This window comes from Novacetimonas sp. GS1 (assembly GCF_036686925.1).
In the GTDB taxonomy this organism is placed as follows: domain Bacteria; phylum Pseudomonadota; class Alphaproteobacteria; order Acetobacterales; family Acetobacteraceae; genus Novacetimonas; species Novacetimonas hansenii.
On record NZ_VSZP01000001.1, the window covers coordinates 990,807 to 1,008,975 of the forward strand.

Below are 18,169 nucleotides of genomic sequence, written 5' to 3' on the forward strand. Positions count from 1 at the left end.
ACGCATACCCCGTGATTTCGAGATCATGGCCACCGACAAATCCCCGTTTGGGCACAGTTGCTGTGTTACGAGGGCGCGGACGGCAATCTGGTGCTTTCCCGCGTTGGTCAGCAGTCCATGGCATCGGGCGTGCAGGAAGGGGTCAATCTGGAACAGGCCGACGCCACATTTTCTATGGACGGCCGGTTTTCGGATTATTTTGCGTTCGTCCAGTCAGTTGATCAGTTCTCGCAGATCGGTGGCCAGGGTGACGTCGGGCGTGTGAAAGATGCGACGGTGCCGCGTTACCGGCCGCGCGCGATCATTTCCGAACAGACCCAGAATGGGCAGCCGATCGCGATGCAGCGCCTGAACTGGGAAAAGGCTCGGCGCATCGGGCAATCGCAGTCAATCGAGGTCACGGTGGATAGCTGGCGCGACAGCGCCGGGAAACTGTGGACCCCGAACTATCTGGTGCCCGTCAACATCCCCTCCCTCAAGATCATCAGCCAGACACTGGTGATCGGTGAAGTCGAATTTTCAAGGGGCGAGGATGGGACGCACGCCCATATGATCCTGATGCCGCCGGCTGCCTACGAGCCCGAGCCCAACGTCCTGCAGGCCATCGACTGGCAGGTTGCGGCGTCCCTGCCGTCTGGTGGCGCGAGGAAACCGGCATGACAGTACACTCCTACGCTGACCGGATATTCAGGCGGTTGCAGGGCCTGTTCCAGATAGGACAGATTTCCACGCCGCCGGACGATACCGGCATCGTCCAGACCGGACAGGTCACAGTGAACGGCACGGCCGTGCGCGATAGCGTGCCCATTGTCCAGGACTACGGGTTTTCAGCGGTCCTGCCGGTGGGTACCAAAGTCGTTGTCCTCAACGTGTCCGGTGACGCCTCGAACGGGGTCGTCATCCGGTCGATCCATCAGCAATCCCGTCCGAAAGGGCTGAAAGGCGGACAGGTCTGCCTGTTTGATGCGGCGGGCGATCAGATCCTCCTGACCAACGGCAGCGGCATTACCGTCACGTCCCAATCCGGGCAGCCGATCACCCTGAACGGCAAAACGGTCATCAACGGCCCGCTGGAGGTATCGGACGACGCCACGATCGGCGGAATCAGTTTCATCAATCATCTGCATGGCGGCGTCCAGTCCGGTAGCAGCACGACACAGAAACCCCAATCCTAGAGGTCGTATGGTTTCGGTCACCCAGACCACCAACAGCGGCGGCGATATCGAGATCGTATGGGACACGCCCAACGGACGCGGTGACTGGGCCATGGAAAATGGCACCGTCGCACGGACCCCGTCCGGCATCGACATGCTCAAAAACATGGTCATGATCTGCCTGTTTACGGATCGTGTCGCCCCGCCTGACTATACCGGGACAGACCGGCGTGGCTGGTGGGCCGATACCTACCGCGCGCAGCCGATCGGATCCCTGCTGTGGACCCTCAACCGGTCCAAGATCGCCAACCGCGCACAGCTGCTGCAGCGCATCCGCTCCATTGCGACCGATGCGCTGCAACCGCTCCAGACAGCCGGTTACGTCAAATCCATTTCTGTTCGGGTCGGCATGGCGACCAATGATACCACCGCCATCGGGGTATCCCTGACCCGTCCGGACGGTTCGACCAGCCAGTATTCCTGGCTCTGGCAGGTGCCCTGATGCCCTATGCACGCCCAACACTGACGCAGTTGATCGACCGCGCCCAGCAGGACGTCCAGGACGGCGGCCTGCAAGGAGCAGATCCCCTGCTGGACCCGTCGGTCCTGCTGATCCTCAGCTACGCGATCGCAGCGATCTCGTATGAACATTACGGGTATCAGGACTATATCGCCCGTATGGCAACGCCTGCAGGTGCAACGGGCGAATATGCAACGTTGTGGGGCGCGCTGGTCAATGTTTTCCGTAAGGATGCCACAGCCGCAGTCATCGCCGTGGCATTTACAGGTGTCGCAGAAACCGTGCTGGAGGCAGGCACTGTCCTGACGACAGATGGCAACCTGTCGTTTGTCACAAATGCTGACGCCACCGTGGACGATGCAGGTACCCTGACGGTGCAGGCGACCTCGCAGGGTACGGGTGCTGCCTACAATCTGGCAGCCGGGTCGGCGATTGGAATATCCAGCCCCCTAAACAGCGTCAACGGTTCGGGCACCGTAACCTCAATCGTGACATCCGGTACCGACCAGGAGACCGAGGACACGTTCAAGTCACGGTATCTGGCCCGTTACGCCAGTACCGCGCAGGGCGGATCGGCAACGGATTACGAAAACTGGGCACTGGACGTTCCGGGCGTCACCCGCGCGTGGTGTGGGTCTCCGGGTTTATGTGGTGACGCCACAGTGCCGGTCTACGTGATGATGGACGACGCCAATTCTGCCAACGGCGGGTTTCCGCGCGGCAGCAACGGAACGTCGTCCACAGATAAACGGTACACTCCGGCAACACAGGACCTGCTGACGGTCGCCAATGTGCTGCAGTCAGAAAAACCGGTGACGGATATTGTCGTCGCCATGGCTCCACAGCCCTATCCGATAAATATTACGCTGACGGGGTTGGGCGGCATATCCACCGATATGAAGTCAGATATCGATGCGGCTCTGGCTGACCTATTCCTGCGTATTGGTACTCCACTGGGAATGACCGTGCAGGGATCCCAGATTGCAGGTGCGCTCAATGCGATCCCGGATATCCCGGCGTTCAGCGTGATTGCCCCTGTCGGCAGTGTTTCTGTTCCGGTCGGATCCCTGCCCATTGCTGCGGAGCCGACGTATCAATGAGCTATTCTGCCGCTGATTTCCTGGCGGCGTTCCAGCGCCACCTACCAACGGGACCGATCTGGCCGCGGGAGGCGGGATCTACCCAGGCGACTGCGTTGGGCTGCCTGATGCCGACGCTGGAACGCCTTGCCCAGCGTGACGAAAATCTGCTGGTCGATGCATTCCCGGCCACGACGGTAGAACTGCTGCCGGAATGGCAGGCGTCACTCGGCCTGCCGGATGCATGCGCAGGCACGAACCCTACGATCGAGCAGCAGCGTGCACAGGTCGTCGCGCGCCTGACCGATAGCGGCGGTGCATCGATCGACTATTTCGTCACGTTCGCTGCAAACCTTGGATACGACATCAGTATCACGGAATTCGCGCCTGCCCGCGCAGATTTCCTATGTGCTGACGAGCCCGTTTACGACCCGTTCTGGGCCTATATGTGGCGCGTCAATGCATCTGCCGTCACGGTCGAATATTTCTCGGCCGATATTTCGTTCGCTGACGAACCCCTCGCCGAATGGGGAAACGCGGTCCTGGAGTGTGAAATCCAGTCCCGCAAACCGGCACGGACAACCGTTTTCTTTTCCTACGGATAACTGCACTAATGGTATATCAGATCGACGATGCAACAGCCGTGGCGTCGCTGCCTGCGCTGCCGACGGATAATATTGGCCTGCCCGGATTTTTTACGGGCGGATCCACAAGTGGCGGGGCACCCACCAGAGTCCGTTACTGGTGGCTGAATATGATACAGGAGGAGTTGCGCAGCATTGTGCTTGCTGGGGGGCTCACACCCGACAAAACCAACAACGCACAGGTCCTGGCCGCATTGCGGGCGCTGTTTGCCCCGCTCTCCGCGCTGGCGTTGGCGTCCTCGCCGCTCTCTCTGGTCAGTGCCTCGACCACCGTTGTGGTGCCATCTGGTGTGACGCGGGTTTACCTGCGGGGGATTGGTTCGGGTGCGGGCGCAACGGGATGTTCGGCCACCACCACGTCGCAGACATTTTCCGGCGCAGGCGGCGGCAGTGGCGGCATCATGGAGGGGATTTATACCGTAACCCCCGGCGATCACCTCGTTTTCACGATCGGGTCGGGTGGTGCGGGCAATGCCAGTTCGGGGAATGGATATCGCGGCGGGCAGACATCGTGCGTGAATGGCGCAGGCCAGACGCTGCAATCGCTGCCCAGCGGATTTCCCGGTCAGGTGGCGTCCGTCACCAATACTGCGGGCGGTGGTGGCGCAACTGCCGGGTCGTCGGACGTGTCCGGGACGTTTCGCAATGATTGCGGGAATTGCGGACTGGACGGGCAATCGGGGGCGCTGCAACTCTCCGGTTCCGGGGGTGTCGGGCCGGGGGGCGTGGGCGGCGCACGGTCGGGGGATCTGGGCGGTGTATCCGGTTCCGCCCCCGGTGCGGGTGGCGGGGGCGCGTATGACTCCGGCTTCACCGGGAATTCGTATGCGGGCGGTAACGGTGCATCAGGCCAGTTTTATTACAAATGGCTGCCGTAACGGCATGTCATGGCGCGGACCTGTCCGGGCGCGGGTGTGGGGTGTCCCACCGCGCGCGATCCACATCATGCGGCCGGGTGATGTGCGGATGCACAGGATTGGCGGCGGCGATGGGGGTGATCCGGGATCGCCTGCAAAATCAAACTCAACAGCACCGGCGCATTTCCGCCGTGATGGGGAACATTCATGACAACCACAACAGTGCAGACTTATGCCGTTTACCTGACGGCCGCGACCAGCGCGCATCCGACCGGATACGTGGTCGATAACGTCGAATGGGACGGCGCATCCGCATGGACGCCCCCAACCGGGACCACCGCCATCGCTGACCCCGATCGCAAATACCCGATCGGCAGCACCTATGGCGCGTCCACAGCCACCACGACAGCGGCCACCACAACGCCCACGTCCACAACGACAACGACAACGGCCACGCCCACGACAACAACAACGGCCACGGACACAACGGCCACGACAGCCACCGCGACACAGGCGGCGACCACGGCTGCGGCGAGCACCCCCACGACCTGACGGCGCACTGCACGGATCATGTCCTGTCATATACGCCCGCCATATGCGCCTGCCATCACCGTCCCTTGGGGCGGTTTTTTATTGCCTGGAACAAAGATGACCGAAGATCCGGATGTGCAAGACATCCTTGATGACCATGGGGAACGTATTGGCTTCCTCGAACGCTGGCGCAACAGTGCCGACGGCAAGATTGACGACACCCGTCGGGAGGTCGGGGCCCTCCGGGCCGAAATGCAGGCCCAATATACGGCCATGTCATCGGCGCTGGATCGGCAGTCACGCGATATGCAGGGCCTGACCCACCAGCTTGCCGAACATACCGGCGCGCAGAAGGAGCGGAACCGGCTGGACCAGGACGCGCTGACAAAGGCGCGGATTGCCGAAAGCCGCTGGAAAAAGCGATCCGCCGTCCTGGGGATCATCTTCACGCTGCTGGCCATGGTCGGGGGCACCCTGCTGTCGAGCCAGACATGGGATGACTATTTCTTCGCCAATGTCCCGTTCCTGCATCGTCCCCATATCATCGGCGCCCCCCAATGACCGGCCTGTGTATCGCGCAGTTCAAGCGCCAAATCATCATGCCCGCCCTGGCGCATATCGGGCTGGGCGGGGATGCGGCAGTCAATCTGCTGACCGGTACGGCGCTGGCGGAAAGCGGCCTGACCTATGTGGTGCAGGTCGTATCAGGGGGCACCGGCCCCGCACGCGGCCTGTGGCAGATGGAACCTTTCACCCATGACGATATCTGGGCCACGTTCCTGTCGGATGCGCGCCTTGCCTCCCTGCGCGGGGCGGTGCTGGACCTTGCCTCCCAATGGCCCGCGCGGGTGTCCCAGCTTCCGGGCAACCTGCCCTATGCCTGCGCCATGGCGCGGCTGAAATATTACCGTGCGCCGGGGCCGCTGCCTGCGGCCGATGATGCGGCGGCGCAGTGCCGGTACTGGAAATCCAATTACAACACATCGCTGGGCGCGGGGGCGGCGGATGGGCCGCACATCGCCCTGTTCCAGCGCGCGATCGAGGCGTGACCATGGATCCACCCACACTTCTGCAAGACGTCCTGTCGATGCTCCCGACGCAATATGCCGGAGATGTCGCCGTGATCGTGTCGTTCCTGATCTCCACCTGCGCCCTGATCGCACGGTTCTGGCGCCCGCCGGATCCCGCATCCCGCTGGGTCGTGGTCTGGACAATCGTGACCGCCATCGCCCAGGCGCGCGGATGGAATCTGCCCGCCTACCAGCCAGGGAAAAAGGCCGCGATGGTCCCGACGACGGTGCCGCGCCAGACGGTCGAGCAACTGCTCGACGTCCCGCCGGGCTCGACCCGTCCGGGCAAGCCCCCGGCGCGGGCATCCCCGCCCGGCTGACTGGCCGGTCCCGGCTCAATCACCCATCCCCAACCGCCCGAGAGGCGGTTTTTTCATATGGAGACGCCAGACATGGCCGACACCGACACCACCATTCCCGCCCTTGAGCGCCTGATCGAAACCGCACTGGGCCAACGCGACACGACCACCACGCGGGCCGATATCGCCCTGGCGGGCAACCTGCTGCAGACGCTGATTCCGGTTGTTGTCGAAAAGGCGGCGCCGAATCTGGACCTGTCCGGCATCGATGCGGCCCTGACCAATATCCTGACCGGCATCACGGATCTGAAGGACGCGATCGCGACGAAGCCCGCCACGACGGCCGCCACGGTTGCGCCCGCCACGGTAGCGACCCCGCACCCGATCGTGCCCGGTCAGCCCGCACGCTGATCTGTCAACCTGATCCGGGCGATCTGTAAACCGGCCACCGGACGGCCTGTGCCCGAACACCTGAAAAATAGCCCACCCGTTTCCACGCAGAAATGGCCGTTTTTTGCGGTCTGTATGGATGGGTGGACTATTTTCGTTTCCAGACTGGAAAACTAGCCCATGACCAAATGTAAACCCCATGCCCGATATGCTGCCCTGGCCGCCCTTGCGAGCCTCGCCGCCTGTGCCAGTAGTGGACAGGGGAAGCTAAAGCAGTCGGTGTATGACATCGACAGCGCCTATCACGTTGTGGCTGAACCGATGCCCGACGTAATGGCAGGCAAGCTGCCCGGCGTCACCCTGACCAACGCGGAAAAGACGCTGGTGAAGTCCGCCAGTCAGACCGTGTTCAACGAAATCACGTCGCTTGAAACCTCGATCGAGGGCGGGAAGTCGATCACCGCCACCGCCGTTTCCGCGCTGGAGACCGACTTCGCTTCGTTCGAGACCTGCTGGACCGGCGTGAAGGCCGGGCAGCAGCCTTCGGCCTGCGCCGACATCGCCACCACGGCCACCACAACCAACGCCACGACGACGACCACCACCACCATTGCGGGGAACTGACACATCATGGACGTAACGGAAATCGGCGCGATCGCCAGCGCGGCCAGCGCAGTACTGGCCCTGATTGAAAAATACGGCCCCGAGGCATGGGCCACCATCAAGGAAGCGGTGGAAACCACCAAAAGCACCACCGGCCCCACCCTGGCGGAGATCGAGGCGATCTATGCCAGGTGCAAGGCCGACAACGCCGCGATTCAGGCATCGTGAGCCTTTTTGTCGCGGGCCTGCTGGTCGGGTTCGCCGGCGGCCTCATCTCGGCAGGTGCCGGGATGGGGCTGTTCCTGTGGCGTCAGCAAAGGCGCGCACTGGCGGTGCGCATGGCGTTGGGAAGCCCGGATCACTGACCCGCTGTGGCTGTGCCAAAAACAGCAGGGCCACACCCAATGCCGCTGCCTGTCTGCCGTAATCCATAAAGCAGATAGGCAGTTATGGGGGGGGGAAACAGACAGTCGGCTATCGGGATAGAGTTACCGAAAACAGCCTTTCGCAGTGTTCACATTCATGGCAGGGAGTAGAGTTATTCAGGTGATTTCGCCTACTTCACGACAAGTATCACGTCGGCGGCTAAATATTTTCTATAGTTCAAATGCAAGTTCCTTCCATTGGAAGGAACTTGCGGGAAAAATAGGGTATCAGCGAGCAAGCGGATAATCCGTATAGCCTTCTGCACCCTGCGAGTACCAGGTGCGGATATCGTCCTTGTTCTGGGGCAGATTGTCTTCCAGACGACGCACGAGGTCCGGATTGGCGAGGAAAGGCCGACCAAACGCAATGGCGTCCGCAACACCGGTAGCGACTGTCTCGATCGCTTCTTCCCGTGTGTAGTCCTGATTCAGAACCAGCGGCTTCCTGAAGACTTCGCGGATCGGACCATGCAGCTTGGGCTGGTCGGTCTTGCCGAACGTGCCGTTCGGTCCGGGCTCGCGCAGTTCAAGGAAAGCGATATCGAGGTCATTCAGCAGCTTTGCGGCCGGCACAAAAACCTGCCCTGGATGACTGTCGATGCAGCCCTGCGTATCGCCATTGGGGGACAGCCTTACTGACGTTTTGTGCGCGCCAATCGTTGCGATCACGCGTTCGGTGACTTCACGCAGGAAGCGGATGCGGTTTTCCGGCGAACCGCCATATTCGTCGGAACGATGATTGGTGCCGTCCCGCAGAAATTCGTCGATCAGATAACCGTTGGCGGCATGAATCTGCACACCGTCAAAGCCTGCCTGAAGGGCATTGCGAGCAGCATTTTCGTAGTCGTTCAGGATGCGGGCAATGTCCTCCTTGGTGAGAGGGCGGGCGACTTCGGGAGCCTGCTTGCCATCGTACGTATGGAGGGCTTCAGGCGCTTTTGTCGCCGAGCAGGACACAGGTTGCTGGCCCGTCACGCTGGAATGAACCATCCGACCCATATGCCAGAGCTGGGCCACAATCTTTCCGCCCTTGGCGTGAACTGCGGCGGTGATGGGCTTCCAGGCTTCCACCTGTTCCTGCGACCACAGGCCCGGCGCATACGGCCAGCCAAGACCTTCGCGGCTGATCCCGGTCGCTTCTGAGATAATCAGACCGGCTCCGGCCCGTTGCGCGTAATATTCGGCCATGATGGGGGTGGGCACATGATCACGGGTGCTCCGACCGCGTGTCAGCGGCGCCATGAGAATTCTGTTTTTGGCGTAAATGCTTCCCAGTTCAATCGGCTCAAACAGGCTGGTCATGACAGATCCTTCTTAAAAGACGCAGTTCCTATGAATTTGGGAAGCCTCACGAGGAATACAACAGAAGGCTTACCACCTCGTCTGACTTGAGGTGAGCACTGCCTGTCTGCTTAATTGGTGAAGCCGACAGGCAGATTTTTTTGGGGGGGGGGACGGAATGTCTGCTTTTAGGTTCGAAAAATAAAGAAGTAGACAGTCGTGTGATATATGGCTCGATATAAAACAATTGATCAAATTTTAATCACCTTGAGGTGTATTCATGAAAGTTCTTGCGCCGTGTTTTGAATGTACGTTTTCTCCTACCCCTCGCTTTGAATCCCAATTGGTCGATTATTTCGACGATGGGGTTGCATTCGTAACATGTTCTGTAGGGCACAAATTTGCTGTCATAGTGCAGGCTCAAAAATTTGAAATACTTTTAAATTCAGGAGGTGCGGCGCTCCTAGAAGGGTTCACGCTTGAGGCATGCGCCAGCTTTTCAGCGGCCCTCGAACGCTTCTATGAATTCTTTATCAGAAGTTCTGCAAGAAGCAGAGAAATTTCGACTGATCTATTCGATGAGATGTTCAAGACTATGGCGCAGCAACCAGAAAGACAGTTTGGAGCTTTTCTGATGCTATATCTCTTGGAGTTTAACGAGCCCTATAAAGAAAACCCAAAGATAAAAACATTTAGAAAAAAAATTATACACAAAGGAGAGATACCAAAAAATGATAAAGCTACTGAATTCTGCTCTTGGATATACGACGAGATAAATAAAGTTTACCAAAGAATGTTAGATAAAGGCGATAATTTTTGCCTACAAGAAGCCACTATGGAAATAATGGTTAGTCGTCGAAAAAATATACCAAACGGAATGCGTGTCGCAACGGTTGGCGAGGCAGGTGTTTTTCCTTTGTGTCATAAAGACCAAAAGGCCTCTTTTAGTGAAGCGTTAGAGGCTTTCCGGAAATTACGTGAAATGTTGCGGGGAACAGTTATTGACCCCTTTCCGATGGGCAGACATGGCAATTCAGAGTAAAATTAATATTATATTTGCATGTCGACCGCCTTCAGGTTCCAGGATGACGCTGGCAGGCTACGTCCGGTTTCGAGAATCCATTAGTCCCGGCTAACTGTCCGAAATGAAGGCGTCTGCCGCCTGTCCGCTTCATGTTCCTTGAGCGGACAGGCAGTTTAGGCGGGCTTCCTGCCGGTCAGCTCACGATCGGCGAATGGCAGGAAGCGGAATGTCGGCTATAGGGAAGCTATAGCCAGAACCGGCCCTTAGTCCGTTGGATGGTTGCCGGTAGGCTACGCGCCCTATTTCGCCATTAAACTGCAATTTTATCTCGCCTGAAAGCCGACACTCAAATTATGATTGAGTTTGGCTGCCCGGTGACAGTTCACTCCCGAAGATAACAATTTAAGCTGTGCCTACCCCATCTGTTTCAACTGTCGGCTTCCTCCATGAATGCTTTTTCCCTTTAACCTTTGGAGTTTGCTCGAGCTGACCGGCCTCCCGCAACTTGTAGAATACCTGCTTCATCGAATTCTCTGATTTAATACCGGTGAGATCGCGCGCTATCGCATTAGTGATTTCTTCTTCTTTTTTTAGATACTCCATCACTATTTGCGCTGGCGAATCGAGACTCTCGTGCTTAAGAATTACAACTACAGAACCCTCGCGTTCTTCAAGCAATGGCCGCTTAAGCCGTAGCTTTTCCATAGCTTCGAACGCTGTATTGATGCCTTCGCCTACGTCTTTGTTGGGCGGATTCTTAAACTTATTGATTAAACGAACAATTTTAGGGTTGCGAGCGAACTGCGTGTTTTGAATATTTTCTAAAGTCACGTGACCGGGAAGCCGTCCAGGACTTTCAATCTCAACCCGATTGTCGAAAATACGCACCTGAATATCCATAACGATGCTGTAATCACGGTGCAGAACAGCATTAGTAAGTATCTCGTGTAAAGCTTCTTGCGGATAGGCGATCCTCTCAAGACCTCCCGGCCCAGCTTTCTCTATTCCTTCAATGATCTCTTTGGTTCGATCAACTGCATCATATATAAGGGAGTAAACTGGCCCCTCTATAGTCTCAGGGTCACTCGCCAAAAAATCACGTTCTGCGTCTGATTTAGTTTGGTATCGCAATATCTTGATGGCAGAACGCTTAGGTATAATTGCCTGCGGTGTGTCCGAATAAAGCAAAACAGCCGCAACCGTGGGGCGGTCGCCTGCCATCACACGTTGCTTTTCTAGCCAAACCTTGGGTTCTCCGGCAGGTATCGCGCTTAGGAGAAATTCAATTATTGTCTCTGAGTTGGTAACAGCATCTTGTTCAACGTCCGCTATTTCATCCTCGAAGGATTTCACGCCTTTATCAAACCGAAGAGCTTCCAGCGACGCATCTGAGACTTTCAAACTTTGCGCACTACGACGTATATAGACACTTCCGTCTGAAGCGGCGATGATGCTCTGCGACTTAAAAACGGTCAGAACAAGAACTAGGCCGGGGTATCCGTCTGCGGAAATAAACTGACTCGAAACATTACCCCCAAGAGGATCCAATTCTTGGATTACCTGGAAAATCCCGTTAGCAGCCTCCTCGTCGGGAAAGCCGGACCACACGCGCTCTTTGCCATCCATAGTTGCTTGTTCATTGATGCCAACATAAATTTCGCCACCGCTTGTATTCGCGAAAGCGGAAATAGTTTTCGAGAGCTTGGCAGGCTTTATGTCAGCGCTCTTAAGATCGAGAAAATGAGTTTCTGAGATAGAAAGCAATTCCCCAACATTGTCCGCCGAAATCGCCTTCGTTAGAATTTTCATTTTTTGCCCCATGGTATATTCCGTTCGCTGGCGGCAATCTTATCGTGAACTGTAGAGCGCACAACGATCTAATCCAACCATTGCAGCTGTGAACGGAAATGGCTGCCAACTTAGGTCTTTCATTATAAAGCTGCTATTCCGCTTTTGGCCAGTGTCGCATGGAATCTGCCATTTGACTCTCGAGTCCTGAATGGCGGGGTTTGTCCCAACACGGCCTATTGACGTGAGTGAAGCAACGTCAGCTTTCGGGAAACTGCAAAAATCGTCAAGACGTCCGAGATAAGGCGACTGCTGCCTGTCTGCTCCTGCATCACTAAGCAGACAGGCAGATCGGGGGGGGGACAGCGGACTGTCAGCTTAAGTTTGAAAAGGCGAGCAACCAATCACGCTGTTGCAATTAGACATTACGTAAAAATTAGAATACTCTATCGTTGATATCAAATATAAAAAATGGTGTCTGCAATTGAAAACCATCTCTTCATGTATGACTTGCACGCAAGAAGCATTAAAAAGCGGAATGCCAGATTTTTCTTCAATAACTATGTCTCGGATACCGGACGATGGCGTAATTAAATTAACGTGTAATCGCGGACATAAAACGGCTATTATTATTCAGCAGGAAAAATTTGAAATTCTTTCTGCTATGGCAATCAAGGCCATCGTAGATGGTTATTATCGTGATGCAATAGCTTCGTTCGCCGGTTCTCTTGAACGACTGTACGAGTTTTTTGTTCGCGTCACATGCCGGAAAAACGGTATTAATACCTCGACGTTTGCTCCTGCTTGGAAGGAGATGTCCAATCAGTCGGAACGTCAATTGGGAGCTTTTATTGGAATTTATCTCGTAGAAACCGGTCAGTCACCGCAGCTACTTCATCGGGAGCAAATAAAATTTCGGAACGCCGTTATTCATAAAGGTAAATTTCCTGAAAGAGATGAGACCATTAAATTTGGACAGTCAGTTCTGGATTGCGCTGTGCCGATTTTGCAACGATTAAAATCTGAATCGTATTCATCTGCATTACAAGAAATCACCATGGAAAGTATTTTTAACCGTTCCAATGCAGAACGAAAAAAAGGTGTAAATATATCAACTATGGCGATGCCAACATTCTTATGTCTTTGCACGGCTGAGCAACCGAATTCTGTCGAAACTGCAGTTGCCAATTATATGGCACAGCCAGACTATGAAGAATTTGTAAAAAAAATGCAGGCATTCGGCGCAACCATACCTCCTGCATCTGCCAGACCGATTGGGCCTCTACCAGTATAAAAACTATAATGAGATGGGTTGAAGAGTTGCATGGAGATGCAAACGTCCGCTTTAATAATACTGAAAGAGGGCATAACGTCTGGAATGAGGCGGAAGCCGCCAGTCTGCTTCATATTCTTTGAGCGGACAGGCATTACTGAAGGGAAAGCGAAAGCTTTGTTTTGCTAAGTACCTGATCGGAAGCGGACCTCTCTGCTAATCTTGCCGTGCTTTGGTCCTCCCTGCCGGACGTGGAGCTGTCGCGGCAGGTCGGTTACGAGGCGGAGATGCTGGCACAGAACGATGATGCGCGGCATGCTGAGGCTGCCCGGTTGCTTGCCGACCGTGAGGCGCTGCGGGGGAGGGGGCACGTGCTGATTGGTACGTGGGTAGCCAGTGAGTGTGTTAGGCGCAGGCCTGACGTTCCGTTTGTGGACGGTCGAAGGTGACCTGCAGAACTGGCTATTCTCGTTGCAGCATTTTTTCCAGCCATTCTGCAACACACATGCCTCAACCCCACAAACGAATCGATAGCATCGCCTCTGGTCCACTGGACCAGACTCGCATATCCGAATCGTATGGTTTTTGAGATTATTGGCGGTTTATGTGACGGGGAACCGCTATTTTTGCCGGGGGCCTCTGTTTTGGTAAGGGAGAGGTCGACAGTTCAATCCTGTCCAGCAGCACCATTTTACCATTGTTTTCCAATGGGTTAGTGGTGAGCCTTTTTCGCAAACTCGTATGAACATACACTAGCACAGTCCCAGCACATAAAAGCTGGCCCTAGTGAAATCAACGAGTTAGCAGATGGAAAAGCACAGTCCCAAGCACAGCGACATAGCACTCCCACAAAAAGAGTGGGCAATTTTCCGACGCCCAGGCACCCAAAATTGGTCTGTGAGGTTTTCCTTGCCGGGACAGGGGCAGATTCGTGCCTCACTCAAAACCCGCGATGAAAGCGAAGCCAACAAACTCGCAGCCAAAACTTATTATGCGGCATTAACACGCGCGGAAGCGGGGCTTGATGCTCGTGCCAAGACTGTCGCACAGGTGGTTGAGGAATACGTGAAGGCCAAGCCGTTAAAGGAAACGCATAAAGCGTTCCTGCATCGTTACGTGGTGGATTTTTGTGGTCGTAAAGAAGCTTCGCACCTCACCACCAGAACATTGAGTGGGTTTGTGCCTTGGCGCAAAACGTATTGGATCACAGGCCCAGGCAAAGATATTTCCCTCATCACTTACACGAGGGCGGGAAAAACGATTTCCCGCGCACCCCAACGTATCCAGCCAAGCAACTCCACCCTAGCATGGGAAATGGGTATCCTGAGCAAGTTCGTCACTTACTGTAGGGATCATGGATATGTGGCAGTGCTGCCATCACTGGAAAGGGTGAGAGCGCAAGATAACGCACGCCCTTCCTTTTCGACTGACGAAATCCAACTGTTACAAAGCACAGCATTCCAGCGAATCATTGAGGCCCAACACCATCCACGAGTGATGTTCGATAGAACCATGCTCTGTGCTTACATTGGGATAATGGTTGGCACTGGCATGCGGCCCACAGAAGCGCAAAAGATGAAATGGGGCGATGTGCTGGGGTTTGATGTCACCAAAAAGCTTGATGGGCAAAATGTCACGCTCAGAGTTTACGGAAAAAACAGGTCTCGTGAGTTTATCCCGCAAGATACAGTTTTACCCAACCTCGACATGATATGGACTGTGCAAAAAACATCATGGAATAGGAAGCCGACGCCAGAGGATTTCATTTTTGCCGATGAAGTTGGAAACATGGTGAAATCGTATAATGCGGGCCTAAACGCGCTGCTTGAGGCTTGTAACCTCAAAAAGGATTTTCGCGGGGTGGTGCGCTCAAGTTATTCGTTTCGCCATTATTACATCACACATATGCTTAACCAAAAGGTAAACATATATGATGTGGCGCGGAACTGTGGCACATCCGTCGACATGATTGAGCGTTTTTATTCCCATGTCACACTTGAATCCATTCGTGATAGACTTCGCCCTAAAGTAACTTCGTTTTGAGGTATACAAAGCATATATCACCTAAACAACGTTGGAGGGGATCGTGGCTTTTATCTTCGTAGATAAAGAATTACTAGAGAAAGTACAGCCTATTTTGGCTGCAAAGGGGATGACGGTTCAAGAAGTGTGTAGGGATGCTTTGGAGTACATTCTAATAAACGGGAACCTTCCCGTTATTAAAGAGCCTTTGTCTGATGAAGATAAAGAGTTGTTGTCAGAAGCCTACAGGGTAATGGCAAACCCTGGTGAAATAACAAGGGTTTCAATGGATAAAATCCTTGATGTATAGGATGGGCATTTTAAAGCTCATACAATGCCATTAAAATTTTTGCGTGGTTGGGATTGCCCATATCTGCAAGTCTTCTGTGCGTGCATCCTAGAGGCTCTCATGGGCATATTATGCGGCACTTACGTAAAAAGTTATTTTGAGATACCCCGCAGGGAAAAATAAGGGTTCACGCGCTAGTGGGCATACACTTAACGTTTTTACCCCTGTAGGGGGTATGGAAGACAATTTCTTACCGAAACCCTGTATATTATAATAGGTTTCGGTAAACTTTTGTCCTCTCATGTAAGGATTTTTCTTTTATGACCGCTAAATAAAAACACATAAAAATGTTCACGAGCAGGCAAGCAAAAGAGTGAACGCTAAATAGCTATGAGACATATTCTCAGTAAAGATTATTTGGAAACCCCACGGACTTGCCTGCTCGTGGGGTTTTTTTGTATCAAAAATTATTTTTACTCAGAAAGATGTTTTCATATGCTCAATTATATAGATGGTCCTTGTGGATCAGGAAAAACATACGCGATTGCGAATTTCATCGCCCAAAACAAGCACAAGGCGAGATTCATTATTGCCCAGCCCAAAAATGCGAATCTCCTAGAAACAGAAAAGCTTTTAAAAAGTAATGGATTAAATCCATACGTAAAAGACATTGATCACTGTAATGAAGGTGAGGTAGTAAGAGACATTATCGCCTACATTAACAGCAACAATCATGAATTTGACGATGTCCTGTTAGTAACCCATACAGGAATATTAACGGCATACTCAAGAATATCCGAGGATCAGAAGAAAAAATACGTTCTGTTTTTTGATGAGGTTACGAATGTAACGGGCGAGTTGCCATTAAGGGTAACAGCGCAGCGTAAAATGCTTTCAGATAATATCTCTTTAAAAGACCCCACTCAGAAATTTACAGAGGTGGTAGCGAAAAATACCACAGCTTTAAACAACTACGCGAAAACAGCAGAAGGTAAAGATGCTGTTAATGACATATTTGGAAAAGTATCAGAAATGATACTCGATGAAGATACTGTTGTTGAAGTGGAATCGGAAGCTTATAAGAATACAAAAAGGGATGGATTTCATTTTTACTATCACATAAAGCCTGACAAGTTTACTTCATGGCGTGAAGTTTATTTCATGTCGGCATGCTTTTGTGAGTCGTTGATATACAAAATATGGTCAAAACATTATGGATTTTCTTTTGTAAAGAAAGATATAACTCTAAGATACAAAAGTCATACAAACGTCAGTAATACAAAAATCCACTTCTTCATGGACCGTGATTATTCAAAGAGGCTAGGTCATAGTGACGACTACGCCATTCATAACCAAATGGTGGATATTATCAACAAAGATATTTTAAAAGGTCAAAGTTCTTTAACGGTTTTAAACAACTCCATTAACACAGATGTTGATGGCGTCCCTGTTCGTGAAGTTGAAAGAAATATAAGGATTCCTGATAACACAACAGTTATATCGAGTTACGTTCACGGACTCAACCAGTACCAAAACTTGCATAATATTTCGTTCTTGGCATCGTTGAATATGCGCCCAACATACGAAAGTTATTTGCAGAATCGCTTTAATCTTAAACCCAAAGAGGTTGAAGAAGCCTTCCTTTTTGCCAGCACGTATCAAGCTGTTTGCCGCATCTCAATTAGAAATCCAGCGGATAACAGCGAAAGACATATATGTGTGCCCGATTCTCGCAGTGCCCTTTACCTCGAAAAGATGTTGCCTCACGTAACGTTGGAATCTCATGAAAACAAAATGCAGTTGCCCGAGGCAAAAGAGTCGGGGAGACCTGCATTAGGCGATAAAGCCATGACCCAAGCGGAACGTAATGAGCAAAAGAAAGAGCGTAAACGCATAATAAAAGAGTGTGAGGAGTGGGAAGATATCAAAAAATCGTATGCTGAAATTATCGACAAAAAGGAAACAACAAAAGTAGTTGCAAAACTAGACTTCGAAGACGCTGATGAGTTGATAAAATATTTTGAAAAAGAAAGTCAATTTACCTCAAATAACAAGCATACAGTTAATCGTCTATTGTGGCCTGCTGTAGTTGATACTGACCCTATGGGGGAAGGTGGCACTAGGTTCGGGAAAAACAATGTCATAGCAAGTTGCTTTTTGATGCTGGATAAAGATGAAGGTCATCCCCAGCATGATATGACGGCAGATGATTTCCGTAAGCTGTTCCCTGATACAAAGATGGCGATTTATCAAACATATAGCGGCGCGGGAAATTACCGCGTTGTGATTCCTTTGACACAGCCCATAACTGGCGAAGCTTTTGAAATCTTGACCCGTAGCATAGCCATGAAATGCTTTAATGCAGGGTATAGAGATAAAGCTAACAGCTTGCCTTTTGACCGTAGCAAATTCAACTGTGCCAGCAAATTTTACCTTCCCAACCATGCCCCAGGCACGGAGATGGATTTCAGGAAGTACGATGGCAAAATCTTTGATCCCATTAAGGCTTTAAACCAAGCATACGTGGACCCTGCCATAAAAGCGCAACCCATGACGCCGGAGCAAAGACGTGAAGCACAAAAAAAGCTGCAAGATACGCTGTCTGCTCATGGGCAAGGGCAACAGCAATTCATTCAAGAGAAGTTAGATGGTTTTGGTGCTTTAAGTGATGGCATGGGCAGACATGGCAAGTTTTTTGGGCTTGGTGTTACGTTGGCGAATCATGGCTTTGATGAAGCAGGCATACGAGGCGCTTTAGCGGCAGTCCCGTATCAAGGGCTTACGCAGAGGGACAAAGATAGGAAAATCAAAAGTATTATCAAATCCCTTAGGGGGAAGGGCTTAATTTAACTCGGAGGACAATTTCTTACCGAAACCTATTATAATATACAGGGTTTCGGTAAACTTTTGTCCTCTCATG

At 52.8% G+C, this 18,169-nt stretch carries 22 protein-coding genes; 20 read left to right on the plus strand and 2 right to left on the minus strand.

The window, feature by feature from the left end; genetic code table 11:
• Nucleotides 1–90 precede the first annotated feature (90 nt).
• From FYB92_RS04560 to FYB92_RS04625, 14 genes are all read left to right on the plus strand, one after another.
• The gene (locus tag FYB92_RS04560; RefSeq protein ID WP_332828279.1) at nt 91–660 is read left to right on the plus strand and encodes a phage baseplate assembly protein; all 570 of its coding nucleotides are present in this window, start codon (nt 91–93) and stop codon (nt 658–660) included.
• Nucleotides 657–1,175, plus strand: coding sequence for a phage baseplate assembly protein (locus FYB92_RS04565; protein WP_332828280.1), 519 nt, complete (start codon nt 657–659; stop codon nt 1,173–1,175). The genes FYB92_RS04560 and FYB92_RS04565 overlap by 4 nt, the downstream gene beginning before the upstream one ends.
• A gap of 7 nt (nt 1,176–1,182) precedes the next feature.
• A complete protein-coding gene (locus FYB92_RS04570) occupies nt 1,183–1,656 on the plus strand; it encodes a phage GP46 family protein (protein WP_332828281.1) in 474 nt (157 codons plus the stop codon).
• Entirely contained in the window at nt 1,656–2,774 is a 1,119-nt protein-coding gene (locus tag FYB92_RS04575) for a baseplate J/gp47 family protein (protein WP_332828282.1), read from the plus strand. Before FYB92_RS04570 ends, FYB92_RS04575 begins: the two co-directional genes overlap by 1 nt.
• Nucleotides 2,771–3,358 carry a putative phage tail protein gene (locus FYB92_RS04580; RefSeq protein WP_332828283.1) on the plus strand — a complete coding sequence of 196 codons (588 nt, stop codon included), beginning with the start codon at nt 2,771–2,773 and terminating at the stop codon, nt 3,356–3,358. Before FYB92_RS04575 ends, FYB92_RS04580 begins: the two co-directional genes overlap by 4 nt.
• An 8-nt stretch (nt 3,359–3,366) precedes the next feature.
• Nucleotides 3,367–4,275 (plus strand): hypothetical protein, encoded by a 909-nt coding sequence (locus FYB92_RS04585; protein WP_332828284.1) that lies wholly within the window; start codon nt 3,367–3,369, stop codon nt 4,273–4,275.
• A gap of 186 nt (nt 4,276–4,461) precedes the next feature.
• Nucleotides 4,462–4,806: a hypothetical protein gene (locus FYB92_RS04590; protein ID WP_332828285.1), complete on the plus strand. Its 345-nt coding sequence runs from the start codon at nt 4,462–4,464 to the stop codon at nt 4,804–4,806.
• Between the two features lie 96 nt (nt 4,807–4,902).
• Nucleotides 4,903–5,346 (plus strand): hypothetical protein, encoded by a 444-nt coding sequence (locus tag FYB92_RS04595; protein ID WP_075624752.1) that lies wholly within the window; start codon nt 4,903–4,905, stop codon nt 5,344–5,346.
• Nucleotides 5,343–5,834: a hypothetical protein gene (locus FYB92_RS04600; protein ID WP_332828286.1), complete on the plus strand. Its 492-nt coding sequence runs from the start codon at nt 5,343–5,345 to the stop codon at nt 5,832–5,834. The genes FYB92_RS04595 and FYB92_RS04600 overlap by 4 nt, the downstream gene beginning before the upstream one ends.
• A gap of 2 nt (nt 5,835–5,836) precedes the next feature.
• Nucleotides 5,837–6,175, plus strand: coding sequence for a hypothetical protein (locus tag FYB92_RS04605; protein ID WP_075624753.1), 339 nt, complete (start codon nt 5,837–5,839; stop codon nt 6,173–6,175).
• A 57-nt stretch (nt 6,176–6,232) separates the two neighbouring features.
• Nucleotides 6,233–6,565 (plus strand): hypothetical protein, encoded by a 333-nt coding sequence (locus tag FYB92_RS04610; protein WP_332828287.1) that lies wholly within the window; start codon nt 6,233–6,235, stop codon nt 6,563–6,565.
• A gap of 159 nt (nt 6,566–6,724) precedes the next feature.
• Nucleotides 6,725–7,168 carry a hypothetical protein gene (locus FYB92_RS04615; protein ID WP_332828288.1) on the plus strand — a complete coding sequence of 148 codons (444 nt, stop codon included), beginning with the start codon at nt 6,725–6,727 and terminating at the stop codon, nt 7,166–7,168.
• A gap of 6 nt (nt 7,169–7,174) precedes the next feature.
• The gene (locus FYB92_RS04620) at nt 7,175–7,375 is read left to right on the plus strand and encodes a hypothetical protein (protein WP_003621791.1); all 201 of its coding nucleotides are present in this window, start codon (nt 7,175–7,177) and stop codon (nt 7,373–7,375) included.
• The gene (locus tag FYB92_RS04625) at nt 7,372–7,512 is read left to right on the plus strand and encodes a hypothetical protein (protein WP_175575150.1); all 141 of its coding nucleotides are present in this window, start codon (nt 7,372–7,374) and stop codon (nt 7,510–7,512) included. The genes FYB92_RS04620 and FYB92_RS04625 overlap by 4 nt, the downstream gene beginning before the upstream one ends.
• 288 nt (nt 7,513–7,800) lie before the next feature.
• On the opposite strand, the gene FYB92_RS04630 is transcribed toward FYB92_RS04625, so the two are convergent.
• Nucleotides 7,801–8,874: an alkene reductase gene (locus FYB92_RS04630; protein WP_062247339.1), complete on the minus strand. Its 1,074-nt coding sequence runs from the start codon at nt 8,872–8,874 to the stop codon at nt 7,801–7,803.
• A gap of 259 nt (nt 8,875–9,133) precedes the next feature.
• Between FYB92_RS04630 and FYB92_RS04635 the strand changes: the two genes are divergently transcribed.
• Complete coding sequence (locus FYB92_RS04635) at nt 9,134–9,895, plus strand: hypothetical protein (RefSeq protein WP_332828289.1); 762 nt, start codon at nt 9,134–9,136, stop codon at nt 9,893–9,895.
• 384 nt (nt 9,896–10,279) lie between these two features.
• On the opposite strand, the gene FYB92_RS04640 is transcribed toward FYB92_RS04635, so the two are convergent.
• Nucleotides 10,280–11,698, minus strand: a complete 1,419-nt coding sequence (locus FYB92_RS04640) for an ATP-binding protein (RefSeq protein ID WP_332828290.1) — start codon at nt 11,696–11,698, stop codon at nt 10,280–10,282.
• Between the two features lie 451 nt (nt 11,699–12,149).
• Here FYB92_RS04640 and FYB92_RS04645 point away from each other — a divergent pair, with 451 nt between their 5' ends.
• From FYB92_RS04645 to FYB92_RS04665, 5 genes are all read left to right on the plus strand, one after another.
• A complete protein-coding gene (locus FYB92_RS04645) occupies nt 12,150–12,959 on the plus strand; it encodes a hypothetical protein (protein WP_332828291.1) in 810 nt (269 codons plus the stop codon).
• A 206-nt stretch (nt 12,960–13,165) separates the two neighbouring features.
• Nucleotides 13,166–13,387 (plus strand): hypothetical protein, encoded by a 222-nt coding sequence (locus FYB92_RS04650; RefSeq protein ID WP_332828292.1) that lies wholly within the window; start codon nt 13,166–13,168, stop codon nt 13,385–13,387.
• 358 nt (nt 13,388–13,745) lie between these two features.
• The gene (locus tag FYB92_RS04655; protein WP_075632727.1) at nt 13,746–14,981 is read left to right on the plus strand and encodes a site-specific integrase; all 1,236 of its coding nucleotides are present in this window, start codon (nt 13,746–13,748) and stop codon (nt 14,979–14,981) included.
• Between the two features lie 43 nt (nt 14,982–15,024).
• Entirely contained in the window at nt 15,025–15,270 is a 246-nt protein-coding gene (locus FYB92_RS04660) for a hypothetical protein (RefSeq protein ID WP_143456115.1), read from the plus strand.
• Between the two features lie 474 nt (nt 15,271–15,744).
• On the plus strand, nt 15,745–18,099 hold the full coding sequence (locus FYB92_RS04665; RefSeq protein ID WP_075632728.1) for a hypothetical protein: 2,355 nt from the start codon (nt 15,745–15,747) through the stop codon (nt 18,097–18,099).
• Nucleotides 18,100–18,169: the final 70 nt, after the last annotated feature.

What these genes read in the sequence shown, in the direction of transcription:
- FYB92_RS04565 (WP_332828280.1), top strand. Translation starts at nt 657, where the DNA reads ATGACAGTACACTCCTACGCTGACCGGATATTCAGGCGGTTGCAGGGC.
- FYB92_RS04595 (WP_075624752.1), top strand. Translation starts at nt 4,903, where the DNA reads ATGACCGAAGATCCGGATGTGCAAGACATCCTTGATGACCATGGGGAA.
- FYB92_RS04640 (WP_332828290.1), bottom strand. Translation starts at nt 11,698, where the DNA reads ATGGGGCAAAAAATGAAAATTCTAACGAAGGCGATTTCGGCGGACAAT.
- FYB92_RS04610 (WP_332828287.1), top strand. Translation starts at nt 6,233, where the DNA reads ATGGAGACGCCAGACATGGCCGACACCGACACCACCATTCCCGCCCTT.
- FYB92_RS04635 (WP_332828289.1), top strand. Translation starts at nt 9,134, where the DNA reads ATGAAAGTTCTTGCGCCGTGTTTTGAATGTACGTTTTCTCCTACCCCT.
- FYB92_RS04630 (WP_062247339.1), bottom strand. Translation starts at nt 8,874, where the DNA reads ATGACCAGCCTGTTTGAGCCGATTGAACTGGGAAGCATTTACGCCAAA.
- FYB92_RS04620 (WP_003621791.1), top strand. Translation starts at nt 7,175, where the DNA reads ATGGACGTAACGGAAATCGGCGCGATCGCCAGCGCGGCCAGCGCAGTA.
- FYB92_RS04585 (WP_332828284.1), top strand. Translation starts at nt 3,367, where the DNA reads ATGGTATATCAGATCGACGATGCAACAGCCGTGGCGTCGCTGCCTGCG.
- FYB92_RS04605 (WP_075624753.1), top strand. Translation starts at nt 5,837, where the DNA reads ATGGATCCACCCACACTTCTGCAAGACGTCCTGTCGATGCTCCCGACG.
- FYB92_RS04580 (WP_332828283.1), top strand. Translation starts at nt 2,771, where the DNA reads ATGAGCTATTCTGCCGCTGATTTCCTGGCGGCGTTCCAGCGCCACCTA.
- FYB92_RS04655 (WP_075632727.1), top strand. Translation starts at nt 13,746, where the DNA reads ATGGAAAAGCACAGTCCCAAGCACAGCGACATAGCACTCCCACAAAAA.
- FYB92_RS04575 (WP_332828282.1), top strand. Translation starts at nt 1,656, where the DNA reads ATGCCCTATGCACGCCCAACACTGACGCAGTTGATCGACCGCGCCCAG.
- FYB92_RS04665 (WP_075632728.1), top strand. Translation starts at nt 15,745, where the DNA reads ATGCTCAATTATATAGATGGTCCTTGTGGATCAGGAAAAACATACGCG.
- FYB92_RS04570 (WP_332828281.1), top strand. Translation starts at nt 1,183, where the DNA reads ATGGTTTCGGTCACCCAGACCACCAACAGCGGCGGCGATATCGAGATC.
- FYB92_RS04600 (WP_332828286.1), top strand. Translation starts at nt 5,343, where the DNA reads ATGACCGGCCTGTGTATCGCGCAGTTCAAGCGCCAAATCATCATGCCC.
- FYB92_RS04590 (WP_332828285.1), top strand. Translation starts at nt 4,462, where the DNA reads ATGACAACCACAACAGTGCAGACTTATGCCGTTTACCTGACGGCCGCG.
- FYB92_RS04615 (WP_332828288.1), top strand. Translation starts at nt 6,725, where the DNA reads ATGACCAAATGTAAACCCCATGCCCGATATGCTGCCCTGGCCGCCCTT.